The 14,777-nt window shown below is 64.5% G+C and carries 11 protein-coding genes; 6 read left to right on the top strand and 5 right to left on the bottom strand.

What is annotated here, in order from left to right; all coding sequences use genetic code 11:
- The first annotated feature begins 110 nt into the window (after positions 1-110).
- Together ACNQS7_RS02215 and ACNQS7_RS02210 are read left to right on the top strand one after the other, a co-directional pair.
- Positions 111-1,943, top strand: coding sequence for an adenylate/guanylate cyclase domain-containing protein (locus ACNQS7_RS02215; RefSeq protein WP_418011239.1), 1,833 nt, complete (start codon positions 111-113; stop codon positions 1,941-1,943).
- Between the two features lie 27 nt (positions 1,944-1,970).
- A complete protein-coding gene (locus ACNQS7_RS02210) occupies positions 1,971-2,291 on the top strand; it encodes a hypothetical protein (RefSeq protein WP_418011238.1) in 321 nt (106 codons plus the stop codon).
- Here ACNQS7_RS02210 and ACNQS7_RS02205 read toward each other — a convergent pair whose 3' ends face one another.
- Entirely contained in the window at positions 2,292-2,753 is a 462-nt protein-coding gene (locus ACNQS7_RS02205; RefSeq protein ID WP_418011237.1) for a PPOX class F420-dependent oxidoreductase, read from the bottom strand.
- Between the two features lie 35 nt (positions 2,754-2,788).
- Between ACNQS7_RS02205 and hrpA the strand changes: the two genes are divergently transcribed.
- Positions 2,789-6,703, top strand: coding sequence for an ATP-dependent RNA helicase HrpA (gene hrpA, locus ACNQS7_RS02200; RefSeq protein ID WP_418015852.1), 3,915 nt, complete (start codon positions 2,789-2,791; stop codon positions 6,701-6,703).
- 68 nt (positions 6,704-6,771) lie between these two features.
- The gene (gene zwf / locus ACNQS7_RS02195) at positions 6,772-8,277 is read left to right on the top strand and encodes a glucose-6-phosphate dehydrogenase (RefSeq protein WP_418011236.1); all 1,506 of its coding nucleotides are present in this window, start codon (positions 6,772-6,774) and stop codon (positions 8,275-8,277) included.
- Positions 8,278-8,292: 15 nt separating this feature from the next.
- Here zwf and ACNQS7_RS02190 read toward each other — a convergent pair whose 3' ends face one another.
- Complete coding sequence (locus tag ACNQS7_RS02190) at positions 8,293-9,141, bottom strand: aldo/keto reductase (RefSeq protein WP_418011235.1); 849 nt, start codon at positions 9,139-9,141, stop codon at positions 8,293-8,295.
- Between the two features lie 92 nt (positions 9,142-9,233).
- Positions 9,234-10,157 carry a class I SAM-dependent methyltransferase gene (locus ACNQS7_RS02185; protein WP_418011234.1) on the bottom strand — a complete coding sequence of 308 codons (924 nt, stop codon included), beginning with the start codon at positions 10,155-10,157 and terminating at the stop codon, positions 9,234-9,236.
- A gap of 107 nt (positions 10,158-10,264) precedes the next feature.
- Between ACNQS7_RS02185 and ACNQS7_RS02180 the strand changes: the two genes are divergently transcribed.
- Positions 10,265-11,149 carry an HpcH/HpaI aldolase/citrate lyase family protein gene (locus ACNQS7_RS02180; protein WP_418011233.1) on the top strand — a complete coding sequence of 295 codons (885 nt, stop codon included), beginning with the start codon at positions 10,265-10,267 and terminating at the stop codon, positions 11,147-11,149.
- On the opposite strand, the gene ACNQS7_RS02175 is transcribed toward ACNQS7_RS02180, so the two are convergent.
- On the bottom strand, positions 11,139-13,421 hold the full coding sequence (locus ACNQS7_RS02175; protein ID WP_418011232.1) for a PPE domain-containing protein: 2,283 nt from the start codon (positions 13,419-13,421) through the stop codon (positions 11,139-11,141). The two genes, ACNQS7_RS02180 and ACNQS7_RS02175, sit on opposite strands and share 11 nt — an antisense overlap.
- Positions 13,422-13,632: 211 nt before the next feature.
- Between ACNQS7_RS02175 and ACNQS7_RS02170 the strand changes: the two genes are divergently transcribed.
- A complete protein-coding gene (locus ACNQS7_RS02170; protein ID WP_055576672.1) occupies positions 13,633-13,863 on the top strand; it encodes a DUF167 domain-containing protein in 231 nt (76 codons plus the stop codon).
- 6 nt (positions 13,864-13,869) lie between these two features.
- Here the strand turns inward: ACNQS7_RS02170 and ACNQS7_RS02165 are convergent, their stop codons facing one another.
- Positions 13,870-14,586, bottom strand: a complete 717-nt coding sequence (locus ACNQS7_RS02165; RefSeq protein WP_418011231.1) for a GGDEF domain-containing protein — start codon at positions 14,584-14,586, stop codon at positions 13,870-13,872.
- Positions 14,587-14,777: the final 191 nt, after the last annotated feature.

The raw sequence follows: 14,777 nt of genomic DNA, 5'->3' as shown, positions 1-14,777 counted from the left end.
CATCAGCGTATCGTATACAGTCAAGCATTATATACTCGAATGTATGCGTTGGCGATGAACTGGCCTTTTGCGGTCCCTCAGTCCGACCGTCCGGTCTAAAGTTCCAATCCATGCGTCGCGCGTGGACCTGGACATTCGACCTGCCACCAGATCAGCTCTGGCAGGTGCTGGCCGACACGAACCGGTTCAACGAAGCCCTGGGCCTGCCGCCGTACACGCTCGACGAAACACCGCAACCCAACGGCACGGTCCTGCGCCGGGGTCGGGGCAAAGCCGCCGGTTTTGCGCTCGAATGGGAGGAGAAGCCGTACGAGTGGGTCACCGGTCGGCACTTTCGCCAGTCCAGGGTCTTCAGCAAGGGGCCGTTCCGTCGCTTCGGCCCGGTCTTCGAAGTCGAGCCGGACGGACGCGGAGGCTCGCGGGTCTCCTACGCGCTGGAGTGGGAGCCACTGAACATGGCGGGCCGCCTGTTCGGCGCGCGACTTGCGGCGCAGGCGGGGGAGAACGTGCGCCGGCGAGTCCTGGAGGCGGTCGCGTTCGTCCGGGGCGACCAGGGTCCTGACCGCGTGACACCGTTCGTGCTTCCAGAGCCGATACTGCCCCACGGCGCACGCGAACGGGCCACCGCGATGGCGCGTCAGATCGACAGCAGCCCCTACGGCAACGGACTCGGCGACCGGATCGCCGACCAGGTGCTGCACGCCATGGCCGCCGATCTGCAGCGCATGCGGCCCAAAGTCCTGGCGAACCAGCTCGGGGTACCGCCGCGCGCCGTGACCGAGGCATGTTTCACCGCGGTCCAGACCGGCCTGCTGTGCATGAGATGGGATCTGTTGTGCCCCAACTGTCGCGGAGCCAAGGTGAGTGTGCCGTCGCTTGCCGACCTCCCGCACGGCGCGCACTGCTCATCGTGCAACATCGACTACGACCGTGAATTCGAACGCAATGTGGAGCTGACGTTCGCGCCCTCGCCGACCGTGCGCCCCCTGCGCGAAGGCGACTTCTGCCTGTCTGGGCCGATGAGCACCCAGCATGTGGCGGTGCAAGTCCTGCTGAGTCCGGGGGAGCGACGCACGATTGCCGTCGACCTGCCTGCCGGTCCCTACCGCGTGCGCACCTTGCACCCGGGCGTCCCCGTCGATGTCGAGCACACGGGCGGCGCGTTTCCCGGTCTGCGCGTCACAGGGTCCGGTGTAGACCTGCTCGCGGCGCCGGATCGGGACGTCGAACCGGGAACGGTGACATTCGTCAACGATGCCGGCTTCGAACTGGCGGCGTTGATCGAGGAACGGCTGTGGACACGCCAGGCCCTGACCGCACCGGAAGTCATTTCACTGCAAGCCTTTCGCGATATGTTCGCCGAGGCGACGCTGCGGCCCGGCGACGATGCCGGCGTCAGCCAGGTCGCCTTGCTGTTCACCGATCTCCGGGGTTCAACTGAGCTTTACGAACGGGTCGGCGACGCCACCGCCTACAACCTGGTCCGCGAGCACTTCACCTTGCTTGCCGCGGTCGTGCGCGAGCATGACGGCGCGGTCGTCAAGACGATTGGTGACGCGGTGATGGCGTCGTTCGACGATCCCGCGCAGGCGGTACGCGCGGCCCTGGCGATGCAGGCCCGGATCGCCTCGTCGACGCACGGAACCGAGCAACTGGTGTTGAAAGTGGGCGTGCATGCCGGCCCCAGCGTCGTCGTGACGCTGAATGACCGCCTCGACTATTTCGGCTCGACCGTGAATATGGCTGCGCGCCTGCAAGGGCAGAGTTGCGGTGCGGACATCGTGCTGTCCGAAGCGATCGCATCCGATCCGGCGGTGCGCGAAATAGTGGATAACGTACCCCAACGCCGTGAAACGGTATCGCTCAAAGGGTTCACCGAGCCGGTCGGTTTCCTCCGATTAGTGAGTTTGGGATCTCCCTCGAAAGGGGAAGACGGGCTTTGAGTTCGCTCGCGTGATACGAGGTGTGAAATGTGGACGATCATCTGTCGGCTGATATCCGTCGCCGCCATGGTGTTGGCACCCATGGCGGTCGTGACGATCGCGACACCCGCCGTCAGTTCGGCGCAGTGCGCAGACGGCGAATGGTGGGATCCCACCGGTAAAGTCTGCCGCCCCTTGGGTGTTGGGCCGCAACCGCTCGACTGCGAGGCGGGTCAGTGGTGGGATCCGACGGCCAACGTATGTCGCCCCCTGGGCGTCGGGCCGCAGCCACTCAATTGCGAAAACGGTTGGTGGTGGGACCCGGCGGCCAACGTTTGCCGGCCGCCCGTCATACCATCAGCCGGGTAGTCACCGCTGCTGCGGCGGGAAGCCACCCGTGGCTACCGGCCCCCACCGGCGCACAATCACGCGCAACAGACATTTCTTCTGGTCACGCATCGCCCGGCGGTACTCATCCCAGTCCGGGTGCTCGCCGGCGACCGCTCGGTAATAGTCGACCAGGGGTTCAACCGCGGCGGGCCCGTCGATCACCTCAGCGTCACCGTCGAGCTGAACGTAGGCACCGTTGAACTCCTCGGACAACACCACGACGCTCGCTCTGCCGGTCCTGCGAATGTTGACGCTCTTGGCACGCTGGGGATAGCTCGCGATCACCACCCTGCCCTCCGCGTCAACTCCACCGGTGACCGGCGAACTCTGCAGCGAACCGTCAGCGCGAAACGTGGTCAATATCATCCGGTGTCGGGTGCGGATGAAATCCAGCAACTCGGAAAAGCCCACTACGTCCGCTGTCGCTATCTTCGGAGCCATCAGACCAACCTAGCCCGGTTCCGGCGCCCATTACTCTGGCCCGAGTGGCCGATCCGACCGTCAGCGAGTTGCGCAGGCGCCTCGATGAGCTGACGATCCGCGACGCCGCCCGCCTGCGCAGGCGCCTGCAGAATCTTCGCGGCGGCGCCAGGCCCGAGAAACTCCAACAACTCGCCGCGCAGATGGCCACCGCAGAGTCGCTGGTGGCTGCCCGACGGGCCGCGGTGCCGACGATCGGCTACCCCGACCTCCCTGTCACAGAGCGGCGCCAGGAGATCGGCGAAGCGATACTCAGGCACCAGGTGATCATCGTCGCCGGCGAGACCGGTTCCGGCAAGACCACCCAACTGCCGAAGATCTGCCTCGATGTCGGCCGGGGAGTGCGCGGCACCATCGGCCACACCCAGCCCCGCCGGCTGGCCGCTCGGACGGTCGCGCAACGTATCGCCGACGAACTGCACACCCCACTCGGTGACGTTGTCGGCTACACCGTCCGTTTCACCGACCAGGTCAGCGACCGCACCCTGATCAAGCTGATGACCGACGGCATCCTGCTCGCCGAGATTCAGCGCGACCGCCGCCTGCAGCAGTACGACACACTCATCCTCGACGAAGCCCACGAACGCAGCTTGAACATCGACTTCCTGCTCGGATACCTGCGCGAGCTGCTGCCCCGCCGGCCCGACCTGAAGGTGATCGTCACCTCGGCGACCATCGAACCGCAACGCTTCGCAGCGCATTTCGCCGGAGCACCGATTGTCGAAGTATCCGGGCGGACCTATCCGGTGGAAATCCGCTACCGGCCCCTGGAGTTGCCCGTTTCCTCTGGTGCACAGGATGATCCAGACGACCCGGATCATGAGGTCATCCGCACGGAAACGCGTGATGAGATCGAGGCGATCGCCGACGCCATCGCAGAACTGGAGACAGAGCCACCTGGCGACGTTCTGGTGTTTCTCTCCGGTGAGCGCGAAATCCGGGATACCGCAGAAGCATTGGCCGGGCTGAAACATACAGAAGTGCTTCCGCTCTACGCCCGGCTGCCCACCGCCGAGCAGCAGAAGGTTTTCGCGCCGCACACCGGACGCCGGGTGGTGCTGGCGACCAATGTCGCCGAAACATCGCTGACCGTGCCCGGGATCCGCTACGTCGTCGACCCGGGCAACGCCCGGATCTCGCGCTACAGCCGCCGATTGAAGGTTCAGCGACTACCCATCGAATCAATCTCGCAGGCCTCCGCCGCGCAGCGCGCCGGACGATGCGGGAGGGTCGCGCCCGGGGTGTGTATCCGCCTCTACTCCGAGGAGGACTTCTCCCTCCGTCCCCGCTACACCGAACCGGAAATCCTGCGGACCAACCTCGCTTCGGTGATATTGCAGATGGCAGCACTACAACTCGGGGACATCGAGCGGTTCCCCTTTCTGGACCCGCCGGATCGGCGCAGCATCCGTGACGGGGTGCAGCTGTTGCAGGAACTCGGTGCTTTCGACGAGCAGGGCGTGATCACCGACCTCGGCCGTCGACTCGCGAGGCTGCCCCTCGACCCCCGGCTGGGCCGGATGATCCTGCAGGCCGACGCCGAAGGCTGCGTGCGCGAAATCCTGGTACTGGCAGCCGCATTGACGATTCCCGACCCACGCGAACGGCCAGTCGACCGTGAGGAGGCGGCTCGCCAGAGCCATGCCCGCTTCGCTGACGAACACTCCGACTTCGTTGCCTACCTCAACCTCTGGCGATATCTGCGAAGTCAGCGGAAAGAGTTGTCTGGCAGTGCTTTTCGCCGGATGTGCCGAAAGGAGTTTCTGCACTATCTGCGCATCCGGGAGTGGCAGGATCTGGTCGGGCAACTGCGCACCATCGCCCGCGATCTGGGAATCGTGGAGTCCGACGAACCGGCCGATCCGGCCCGGGTTCACGCGGCGCTGCTCGCCGGGCTGCTGTCGCATGTGGGTATGCGCCGGGAGGACACGCGCGAGTACCTGGGCGCACGCAACGCACGTTTCGTGCTCGCGCCGGGCTCGGTGCTGACCAAGCGTCCTCCGCAGTGGGTCGTGGCGGCCGAACTGGTGGAAACGAGCCGCCTGTACGGCCGCACCGCCGCGCGCATCCAGCCCGAGATCGTCGAGCGCGTCGCAGGCCAGCTTGTGCAGCGCACCTACAGCGAACCGCACTGGGACGCCAAACGCGGCGAGGTGCTGGCCTATGAGCGGGTCACGCTCTACGGGCTGCCGCTGGTGGCGCGCCGCAGAGTCGGGTATGCCGGGGTGGAACCGGCGCTGGCGCGAGAATTGTTCATCCGGCACGCGCTCGTGGAAGGCGACTGGCAGACCCGTCACCACTTCTTCCGCGACAACGCGCGGCTCCGTACGGAACTCGAGGAGCTGGAGGAGCGGGCCCGCCGCCGCGACCTGCTCATCGGTGACGACGAGATCTATGCGTGGTACGACGCCCGCATCCCCGCTGACGTCGTGTCCGCGCGGCACTTCGACGGGTGGTGGAAGAAACAACGGCACCGGACGCCGGAGTTGCTGACCTTCAGCCGCGAGGATTTGTTGCGCGCCAACGACAACGGCACCGACGACGATCGTCCGGACACCTGGAGCACCGGCGACGCCGCGCTCGCGTTGACCTACCGCTTCGAACCGGGTGCCACCGACGACGGTGTCACCGTGCACGTCCCGATCGACGTGTTGGCCCGCCTCGGTGGTGACGAATTCGCCTGGCAGGTGCCCGCATTGCGGGAGGAACTGGTGACGGCCCTTATCCGCTCACTGCCAAAAGATCTGCGGCGCAACTTTGTTCCCGCTCCCGACACTGCCCGGGCGGTACTGGCCGGCATCAACCCAGCCGGCGAGCCGTTACTCACGGCGTTACAGCGCGAGTTGCGCAGGCGTACCGGTGTTGTGGTGCCGATCGAGGCCTTCGACCCGGAGAAGCTGCCCGCCCATCTGCGAGTGACATTCGCCGTGGAGTCCGCGGACGGCACCGAGGTCGCACGCGGAAAGGATCTGCACGTGCTGCAGGAGCGACTTGCGGCGCCGGCGCGTCAAGCCGTCGCGCACGCGGTCGCCGGCGAGTTGGAACGGACCGGGTTGCGTTCCTGGCCCGAGGAGATGGCAGAACTGCCCCGGGTCGTCGAGCGTGTCGTCGACGGACGCTCCGTACGTGGCTTTCCCGCCTTTGTCGACGCGGGCACTGCCGTCGACCTGCGCGTGTTCACCAGCACCGTCGAGCAGGACAGCGCGATGGGTCCCGGTCTCCGCCGACTGGTTCGGCTCAGTGTGCCGTCACCGATCAAATCGGTTGAACGCCAGATCGATCCACGGACCCGGCTGATCCTGGGAACGAACCCGGACGGGTCGCTGTCCGCACTGCTCGACGACTGTGCCGACGCGGCGGCCGATGCCTTGACGCCGCAGCCGGTGTGGACGCGCGATGCGTTCACCGCGCTGCGGGAGCGGGTGGCGGCGGACCTGGTGCGGACGACCGTTGCCATCGTAGGGCGTAGCGCCAAGGTCTTAGCGGCCGCGCAGGAGATTCAACTGCGGCTGCCCGATGAGCCGCCGGCAGCACAGTCCGAAGCAATTTCTGACGTGTGCGCGCAACTCGATCGGCTTCTGCCACCTGGCTGGGTCACAGCCACCGGCGCCCCATATCTTGATGACCTGGCCCGCTACCTGACGGCAATCAACCGTCGGTTGGAAAAGCTGCCGCAGGCACTACAGGGGGACCGGGATCGGATGCGGCGGGTGCACGGCGTACAGGACGCCTTCGATGAACTGCTACGTACCTTGCCCGCCGGCCGGGCGACGGCGACCGACGTCCGCGATATCGGCCGCCAGATCGAGGAGCTGCGGGTGAGCATGTGGGCTCAGCAGCTCGGTACCCCCCGTCCGGTGAGCGAACAACGCATCTATCGAGCGATTCAGGCTGCCCGTGAGCGGTCCTGACAGCAGATCTGCGCCGCCACCCGGACCGCCGCGTGCGCATCGCGCTGCGCGATGGAAGTATCGCGTAAGTGGCCACCAAAAAACCGCAGACCATCTCGTACCCGGCGCCCGAAGCGCGTCCGCACCGTCACGACAATGCACCGCTGGAACCTCACGTCATCGTGTTGTTCGGCGCGACAGGGGATCTGGCTAAACGCAAGTTGATCCCCGGGCTTGCGCACCTGGACCAGTCGGATCTCGCTCCGAATATTCAGATAATCGCGACGTCACTCGAAGATCTGTCCGACGACGAATTCCGCGAGATCGCAAAAGGTGCGATCGACGAGTTCGGGTCCCACAAACTGACGCCCGAGCAATGGGAAGAATTCGCCAAGATACTCACCTATGTCCCGCAAGATGCCGGAGCCGAGGCACTTGCGAGTGCCGTGGCGAAAGCCGAGGAAACTCTTGGCGACAACGCGCGAAGGCTCCACTACCTTTCGGTTCCTCCCAAAGCGGCGCACGACGTCATCGACATGCTGCGCGAAGCCGGCCTCGTCGACCGCTCGAGAGTGGTGATGGAGAAACCGTTTGGCACCGACTTCGACAGCGCGGTGGCACTCAACGACTTCGTGCACGAAACCTTCGACGAGTCCCAGATTTTCCGCATCGACCATTTTCTCGGGAAAGAGGCAGCCCAGAATATCCTGGCGTTTCGCTTCGCCAACGGGTTGTTCGAGCCGATCTGGAACCGCAACTTCATCGACCACATTCAGATCGACATTCCGGAAACCCTTGGCCTGGACCAGCGGGCAAACTTTTACGAAAACACCGGTGCCTTCCGGGATATGGTTGTCACACATCTGCTCCAGGTGATGGCGTTCGTCGTGATGGAACCGCCGACGGCCCTGGAACCGCGCGCGATCAGCGAAGAGAAGAACAAGGTCTTTCGGTCGATGCTGCCGATCAAGACCTCGAATGTGGTGCGTGGTCAGTACAGCGGATACCGCCAAGAAGACGGCGTCTCAAAAGATTCCGACACCGAAACCTTCATTGCGCTCAAGGTGGGGGTCGACAACTGGCGCTGGGCGGGGGTGCCGATCTACCTGCGCACGGGCAAGAAGATGGCCGAAGGGATCCGCATCATCTCGATCGCGTTCAAAGAAGCGCCACGAACCATGTTCCCGCCCGGGTCCGGAGTAGGAACACAAGGTCCCGATCACCTCACGTTCGATCTCGCCGACAACTCGAAAGTGTCGCTGTCCTTCTACGGAAAGCGGCCGGGCCCGGGAATGAAGCTCGACAAGCTCTCGATGCAGTTTTCCACGCAGGAAATCGACTCCGCGGCAGATGTGTTGGAGGCCTACGAGCGGCTCATCCTGGATGCGATGCGCGGTGACCACACCCTGTTCACCACTGCCGAAGGCATCGAATCTCTTTGGGAGCGCTCGCAGGACCTGCTCGACGACCCGCCGCCGGCCAAGCTGTACCAGCCCGGCACCTGGGGTCCCAATGCCATCCACCAGTTGATCGCGCCAAACGCGTGGCGTCTGCCGTTCGAACGGGAGTGGCGCGAACGCCGAACCGAGGCTTGAGCGATTCGGGTCCGTTCAGTCGGGGATGTAATCGAATTTGTCCGGATGGGGCCCGGTGCGTCCGTTCTCGCCTTGATCCAGCGCGCTGATCGAAGCGACATGCTGATCGGAGAGTTCGAAGTCGAAGAGCTCGAAGTTCGACCTCACCCGGTCGGCGGAAACAGACTTCGGAAAAACGATGTCACCACGTTGAATGTGCCAGCGCAACACGACCTGGGCAGGGGTCTTGCCCAACGCCTTGGCGATGCCTGTAATGATCTCGTCGTCGAGGACCTTGCCCTGGGCGATCGGAGACCATGCCTCAGTTGCGATGTTGTGCGCTGTGCCGTAAGACCGCACGTCCTCGTTGGTGAAGTACGGGTGCACTTCGATCTGATTGACGGCGGGTACGGTCTGTGAGCCGTCCGCAAGCCGATCCAGATGGGCCGGTTGGAAATTCGAGACGCCGATGCTGCGGGCGCGTCCGTCGGCGGCGAATTCCTCGAGTGTCTTCCAGGTCGACAGGAAGTCACCGTCGTACAGCGTCGGCAACGGCCAGTGGATGAGGAAGAGGTCCACGTAGTCTGACCCGAGCGCCGACAGCGTCGCCTCGAACGCCTTGCGCGCATCGTCGGGCCGGTGAAAACCATTGTTGAGCTTGCTGGTGATGAACACCTCACCGCGGTCGAGGCCGGCGTCACGGATACCCTGGCCGACCTCCTTTTCGTTGCCGTACATTTCGGCGGTGTCGATGTGCCGGTAACCGACCTCGAGTGCGGCTCGCACTGCCGCGGCCGTCTGATCCGGCTCGATCTGGAAGACACCGAACCCCAATTGCGGGATCGAGTTCCCGTCGTTGAGCGTGATTGACGGGACAGTGCTCATGCTCCAGCCTCCTGGTCTCTCGGGTGATCGCTGGAGGGGATGCCCACTTCTGGCCGGAACTCAACACCGCGGGAGAGAGATGTGGTTTGCAGTCAGCTCAGTTCGGCGCTGATATAGCTGACGGTGTCGCGAAACCGCGCCAGAATCTCATTGTCCGGCAGCGCAAACCCGTACTGGGCGTACACCTGCTCGGTCGGGTAACGGGTGACTGACCAGCCGGCGGCGGTCAGGTAGTCCGCGGCCTGCTGACGCTCGCCCATCCATACCAGCTCGGCGACGTCGATATCCAGCCCGTGCTTGCGCCAGCCGGCACGCATGTTCCGGGCACGTTCGTCGGTGAAGACGCTCATGTCGCTGATGTTCTCCGTCGCCAGCCGGCTGCCCCGTGCACTGAGTGCGGTGATGTTGTCCAGCAACCGGTCCTGGGCTTCGGGCGGGAGATAGGGGAGCAGCCCTTCGGCGATCCACGCGGTCGGTTCAGTGGTGTCGAACATGTTGTCGCACAAGGCCTTCGGCCAGTCCTCGCGGAGGTCGATGCCAACCGGACGCCGCTCGGCGGCCGGTTCTTCGCCGATCTGGGCCAGGGTCAGGCTCTTGAAGGTGATGACCTCGGGCTGGTCGACCTCGAAAACCACCGTGCCCTCCGGCCAGGACAAGCGGTAGGCCCGCGCGTCGAGTCCGGCGGCCAAAATCACCGCCTGGCGTATGCCATCCCTGGTTGCGGCGGTGAAGAAGTCGTCGAAGAAGCGCGTGCGCACCGTCATCTGCTCGCGCCGCTGTTGATACGTCATCGGCATTTCGTCGTCTTCGAGCGGTATTTCGCCGTCCAGCATGCGGGTGAAGAACGGATGCCCGACGGCGCGCACCAGCGGTTCGGCGAATCGATCGTTCAGCAGGGGATCCGGTTCCCGGGAGGCCAGCGCCCGGGCGGCCGCGACCATGGTCGCGGTGGCCCCGACGCTGGAGGCGAGGTCCCAACTGTCCCCATCGGCGCGCGCCGAACCAAACGATGACATCCGCTGCTCCCGTCCCGGCCGGCCGTGTCGATACCCCGCTCAGCGTAGCCGCGGTGTGCCGACCTGGCAGTCCACTAGCGATGCCGGATGAAATGATGGACCGCACCATGGCACCGACACTGCGACCCCGCCGATCCGTTCTCTACTTGCCCGGCAACAAGAGCAGGGCCTTGGAGAAGGGGCGAACGCTGCCGGCGGACGTGTTGATCCTCGACCTCGAGGACGCCGTCGGCCCCGACGCGAAGACGCAGTCCAGGACCGCCGTGTGTGAGGCCGTCTTGTCCGGAGGTTACGAACCCCGCGAAGTTGTGGTGCGCATCAACGGTTTGGACACCGACTGGCACGATGACGACCTGGCCGCCGTGGCGCGCACCAATGCCGATGGGGTCTTGGTGCCGAAAGTCGAGTCACGCCAACAGGTTCACGATCTAGTCACCGCGTTGGGCACCCTGGGGGCGCCGGAATCGCTGCAGCTTTGGGTAATGGTCGAAACACCCAGGGCTTTCCTGCGGATCGAGGAAATCGCCTCGGCGAGCGATCGCTTGGCGGCCCTGGTAGTCGGCACCAACGACCTCGTGAACGAGTTGCACGGCCTGCACGTACCCGGTCGCGGTCCCGTACTGCCGGCATTGTCAATGGCTGTACTCGGTGCCCGAGCAGCCGGAAAGGTCGTCCTGGACGGAGTGTTCAACGACATCACCGACGAGGACGGCTTCGCGACGGAGGCTCGGCAGGGGCGGGAGATGGGCTTCGACGGGAAAACGTTGATCCACCCGTCACAGATCGCCCCGGCCAATGACGCGTTCGGCCCGTCGGAGAAGGAGCTGGCGCACGCCCGCAAAGTCGTGTCAGCCTACGAGGAGGCCCGGTCCGCTGGACGCAGCGTCATCACGGTTGACGGTCGCATGATCGAAAACCTGCACGTGCGCGACGCCCAGCGGATCCTCGCTCTGGCCGATCTGATCTCCGAGCTGCAGGCGACTAACGGCTGATGTGCAGCGGCCCGATCCCGATCAGGTGATCACCGGTCAATCCGATCCCGATGTTGTAGTTTCCGGTGTTGAACAACCCGGCGTTCCAGTTGCCGTTGTTGCCCACCCCGAGCAGGCCCAACAACGGCACCGGCAATCCACTGTTACCGGTCCCGACGTTGGCTATTCCAACGTTCTGCATCCCGTTGTTGGCGATTCCGAAGGAGCCGAAGGTACTCAACGGGTCGCTCGGGGTGAAGTGCGGACTCACATTGCCAATCCCGATATTTACACTGCCGGTGTTGAATGCCCCGAGATTGTCCAGGCCATTGTTGCCGATGCCGATCCCACCAAACAGGGTGATCGGATCGGTCGGGGTGAAGTGCGGGCTCACATTGCCGAACCCGACGTTCAGCGTGCCGTCATTGAAGAACCCGAAATTGCCCTGCCCGACATTGCCGTAGCCATAGTTCGGCAACGCCGCCGCCGCAGCCGCCGGCAAAGCACTGCTGCTGATATGCAGCGGCCCGATACCGATCAGGTGATCCCCGCGCAGCCCGATCCCGATGTTGTAGTCACCGGTGTTGAGCAGGCCCTGGTTGAAGTTGCCCTCGTTGCCGATCCCCAACAACTGCAACGGCCCCAAGGGCAGACCACTGTTGCCGATGCCCTGGTTGACCAGACCCAGGTTCAGTGAGCCGCTGTTCCAGGCCCCGACGTTCTGAAAGCCGGTGTTGGACAACCCGACATTCTCGATGCCCTCATTGGCGATCCCGAACCCCCCGAAGGTGCTGATCGGATCGGTCGGAGTGAAGTGCGGGCTCACATTGCCGAACCCCAAATTCAACGTCCCGGTGTTGAGTACCCCGATATTGCCCTCACCGACATTGGCGTACCCGAAATTCGGCAACGCCGCCGCCGCAGCCGCCGGCAAAGCACTGCTGCTGATATGCAGCGGCCCGATACCGATCAGGTGATCCCCGCGCAGCCCGATCCCGATGTTGTAGTCACCGGTGTTGAGCAGGCCCTGGTTGAAGTTGCCCTCGTTGCCGATCCCCAACAACTGCAACGGCCCCAAGGGCAGACCACTGTTGCCGATGCCCTGGTTGACCAGACCCAGGTTCAGTGAGCCGCTGTTCCAGGCCCCGACGTTCTGAAAGCCGGTGTTGGACAACCCGACATTCTCGATGCCGTCATTAGCGATCCCGAACCCACCGAAGGTGCTGATCGGATCGGTCGGAGTGAAGTGCGGGCTCACATTGCCGAACCCCAAATTCAACGTCCCGGTGTTGAGCACCCCGATATTGCCCTCGCCGACATTGGCGTACCCGAAGTTCGGCAACGCCGCCGCCGCAGCCGGCAACAGACCACCGGTCCTCGGTAGGTGCAACGGCCCGACGCCGATCAGGTTGTCGCCGGTCAGCCCGATCCCGATGTTGTAGTTGCCGGTGTTGAGCAGGCCCTGGTTGAAGCTGCCCGCATTGCCGATCCCGAACAACTGCAACGGACCCACGGGCAGACCGGAGTTGCCGACGCCGGTGTTGGCCAGACCCAGATTCAGCCTGCCGTTGTTCCAGGCGCCCACGTTCTGCGAACCGGTGTTGGCCAACCCCACGTTCTCTAACCCGCGGTTGCCGATCCCGAACCCGCCGAAAGTGCTGATCGGATCGGTCGGGGTGAAGTGCGGGCTCACGTTGCCGATCCCGAGGTTCAGCGTCCCCTCGTTGAAGAACCCGATATTGCCTTCGCCGACATTGCCGTACCCGAAGCTGGGCAGCGCCGCAGCGGCCGGCGACACCAGTTGCGCCACCGCCGCCGACGCTTCTGCGTGGTAGCCGACCATCGCTGCGACGTCTTGAGCCCACATCTCCTCGTACAGGCTCTCGACCGCCGCGATCGCCGGCGCGTTCTGGCCGAAGATGTTGGACAGGACCAGATTCACCAGTCCGGAACGGTTGGCAGCTACCGCCGCCGGATGCACTGTCGCCGCCAGGGCAGCCTCGAAAGAGCCCGCCACCGCCTGTGCCTGCGCCGCAGTGCCCGCCGCCTGCTCTGCCGCGGCGCTCAACCAACCCGCATACGGGGCGGCGGTTGCCATCATCGCCTGAGCCGCGGGGCCCTGCCAGGCATCCGCCGTCAAAGCCGACGTCAGAGACGAAAAGGACGATGCGGCGGAGTCGAGCTCCGAGGCCAGGGCGCTCCATGCGGCCCCAGCTTCCAGCATCGGAGTGGAACCAGCGCCCGTGAACATGCGCCACGAGTTGACCTCGGGGGGCAACACCGAAAAGTTCATCTACCTGTGCCTTTCTCGCCACTATCGGCCAGTCCGCGAGGCCGCTTTCGCTTGTGATGCGCGAATCTATCCGATGGCGAAACGCCTTACATGCGTTTTCGTATGCGATTTACCGATACATACGATCTGCTCACGTAGCCGTAAGGTTCCTCTCAGGTGCTCTAAGCTTTCTCTCAGATATGAGCCCTCCCGAGGACGGAGCTTTACGCGGATGACCGAGTCCGTGGTCGTCAAGGTCAAGCCCGGTAGCCGTAAAGGACCCCGCGTCGAAGTCGGGGCGGATGGGCAACTGACTATCTACGTCCGGGAGCAGGCGGTGGACGGCAAGGCCAACGACGCGGTCACTCGCGTGCTGGCCGCTTACCTTGACGTGCCGCGGAGCCGAATCGAGCTGGCCTCCGGAGCAACCTCCCGGCTGAAGCGATTCCGTGTCACCAGGTGAGGCCGGTCAGTCGGACGGCAGACCGCGAGCCCTCTTCGCCGCATACATGTGTTCATCTGCCAGACGCAGCAAATCGTCCTCACCTGCGGCGATACCAGCGCTGAACCCTACCGAGCCGCCGCGGTCGGCCCAGTAACGGCGAAGGCGCTCGACGACGTGTTCGGCCACGGTGCGATCGGCGCCAATCAGCATGAGCAGGAATTCGTCGCCGCCGATGCGGAAGACAATGTCGTCCTTGCGGACCGACCAACGCAGCGCATCCGCGAAGTCGACCAGAAGTTCGTCACCGGCTTCGTGCCCATGGCGGTCGTTGTAACGCTTGAACTGGTCAAGGTCGAGCAACACCACAGCCGATTCACTGGCGTGCATCGACAGCCGCGGCCCGAGTGTGCTCCGGTCGAGGAGTTGGGTCAGGGCATCGGTCTGTGCGATCTTCTGGAGCAGGGCGCTCTGCGCTTCGAGCCTGGCGATGAGCCAAGCAGGGACCTCCGCGACCAGTACCCACATGATCGCGGTCAGAACGACTTTCGGCAGGTCGGCCGGAAGATGCTTCGAGCCACCGATCACAAAAGCCACCACGCCCAGCGGGACGAGCGCAAGCGAACACCAGCGCCTGCAGGTGAGTCCGATGAAAGCGAAGGCAATGGTGATCGTTCCGGGGAAGTCGCGGGTGGCGTGCGAATCGATCACACCGGCCAGCACCGTGACAATCAGCGACGCCACCGACCATCCGAGGAGCAACCCGCGTCGTTCCCGCCCACCAAGCAACCACCCGGCCAACAGGGCAAGACCCCCGAGCACGGCCGCGCCGGCGAGCCACCAACGCAGCCGAGTACCAGCGCCGGCGGCGTAGATGGCCAGCATGGCGAGGTATCCCGCCAGACCGATGACATGCCAGCGCCCCGCTGACGGCT

The sequence above is a fragment of the Mycobacterium sp. 23 genome (assembly GCF_048287075.1).
GTDB classification, from domain to species: Bacteria; Actinomycetota; Actinomycetes; order Mycobacteriales; family Mycobacteriaceae; genus Mycobacterium; species Mycobacterium gordonae_B.
Note: the sequence above shows the minus strand (reverse complement) of the source record. Positions and strands in the feature narration are given on the sequence as shown.

Excerpts from the sequence above, each read along its gene's own strand:
- ACNQS7_RS02170 (WP_055576672.1), top strand. The coding sequence starts at position 13,633 with ATGACCGAGTCCGTGGTCGTCAAGGTCAAGCCCGGTAGCCGTAAAGGA.
- ACNQS7_RS02190 (WP_418011235.1), bottom strand. The coding sequence starts at position 9,141 with ATGAGCACTGTCCCGTCAATCACGCTCAACGACGGGAACTCGATCCCG.
- ACNQS7_RS02180 (WP_418011233.1), top strand. The coding sequence starts at position 10,265 with ATGGCACCGACACTGCGACCCCGCCGATCCGTTCTCTACTTGCCCGGC.
- ACNQS7_RS02215 (WP_418011239.1), top strand. The coding sequence starts at position 111 with ATGCGTCGCGCGTGGACCTGGACATTCGACCTGCCACCAGATCAGCTC.
- ACNQS7_RS02175 (WP_418011232.1), bottom strand. The coding sequence starts at position 13,421 with ATGAACTTTTCGGTGTTGCCCCCCGAGGTCAACTCGTGGCGCATGTTC.
- ACNQS7_RS02210 (WP_418011238.1), top strand. The coding sequence starts at position 1,971 with ATGTGGACGATCATCTGTCGGCTGATATCCGTCGCCGCCATGGTGTTG.
- ACNQS7_RS02185 (WP_418011234.1), bottom strand. The coding sequence starts at position 10,157 with ATGTCATCGTTTGGTTCGGCGCGCGCCGATGGGGACAGTTGGGACCTC.
- ACNQS7_RS02205 (WP_418011237.1), bottom strand. The coding sequence starts at position 2,753 with ATGGCTCCGAAGATAGCGACAGCGGACGTAGTGGGCTTTTCCGAGTTG.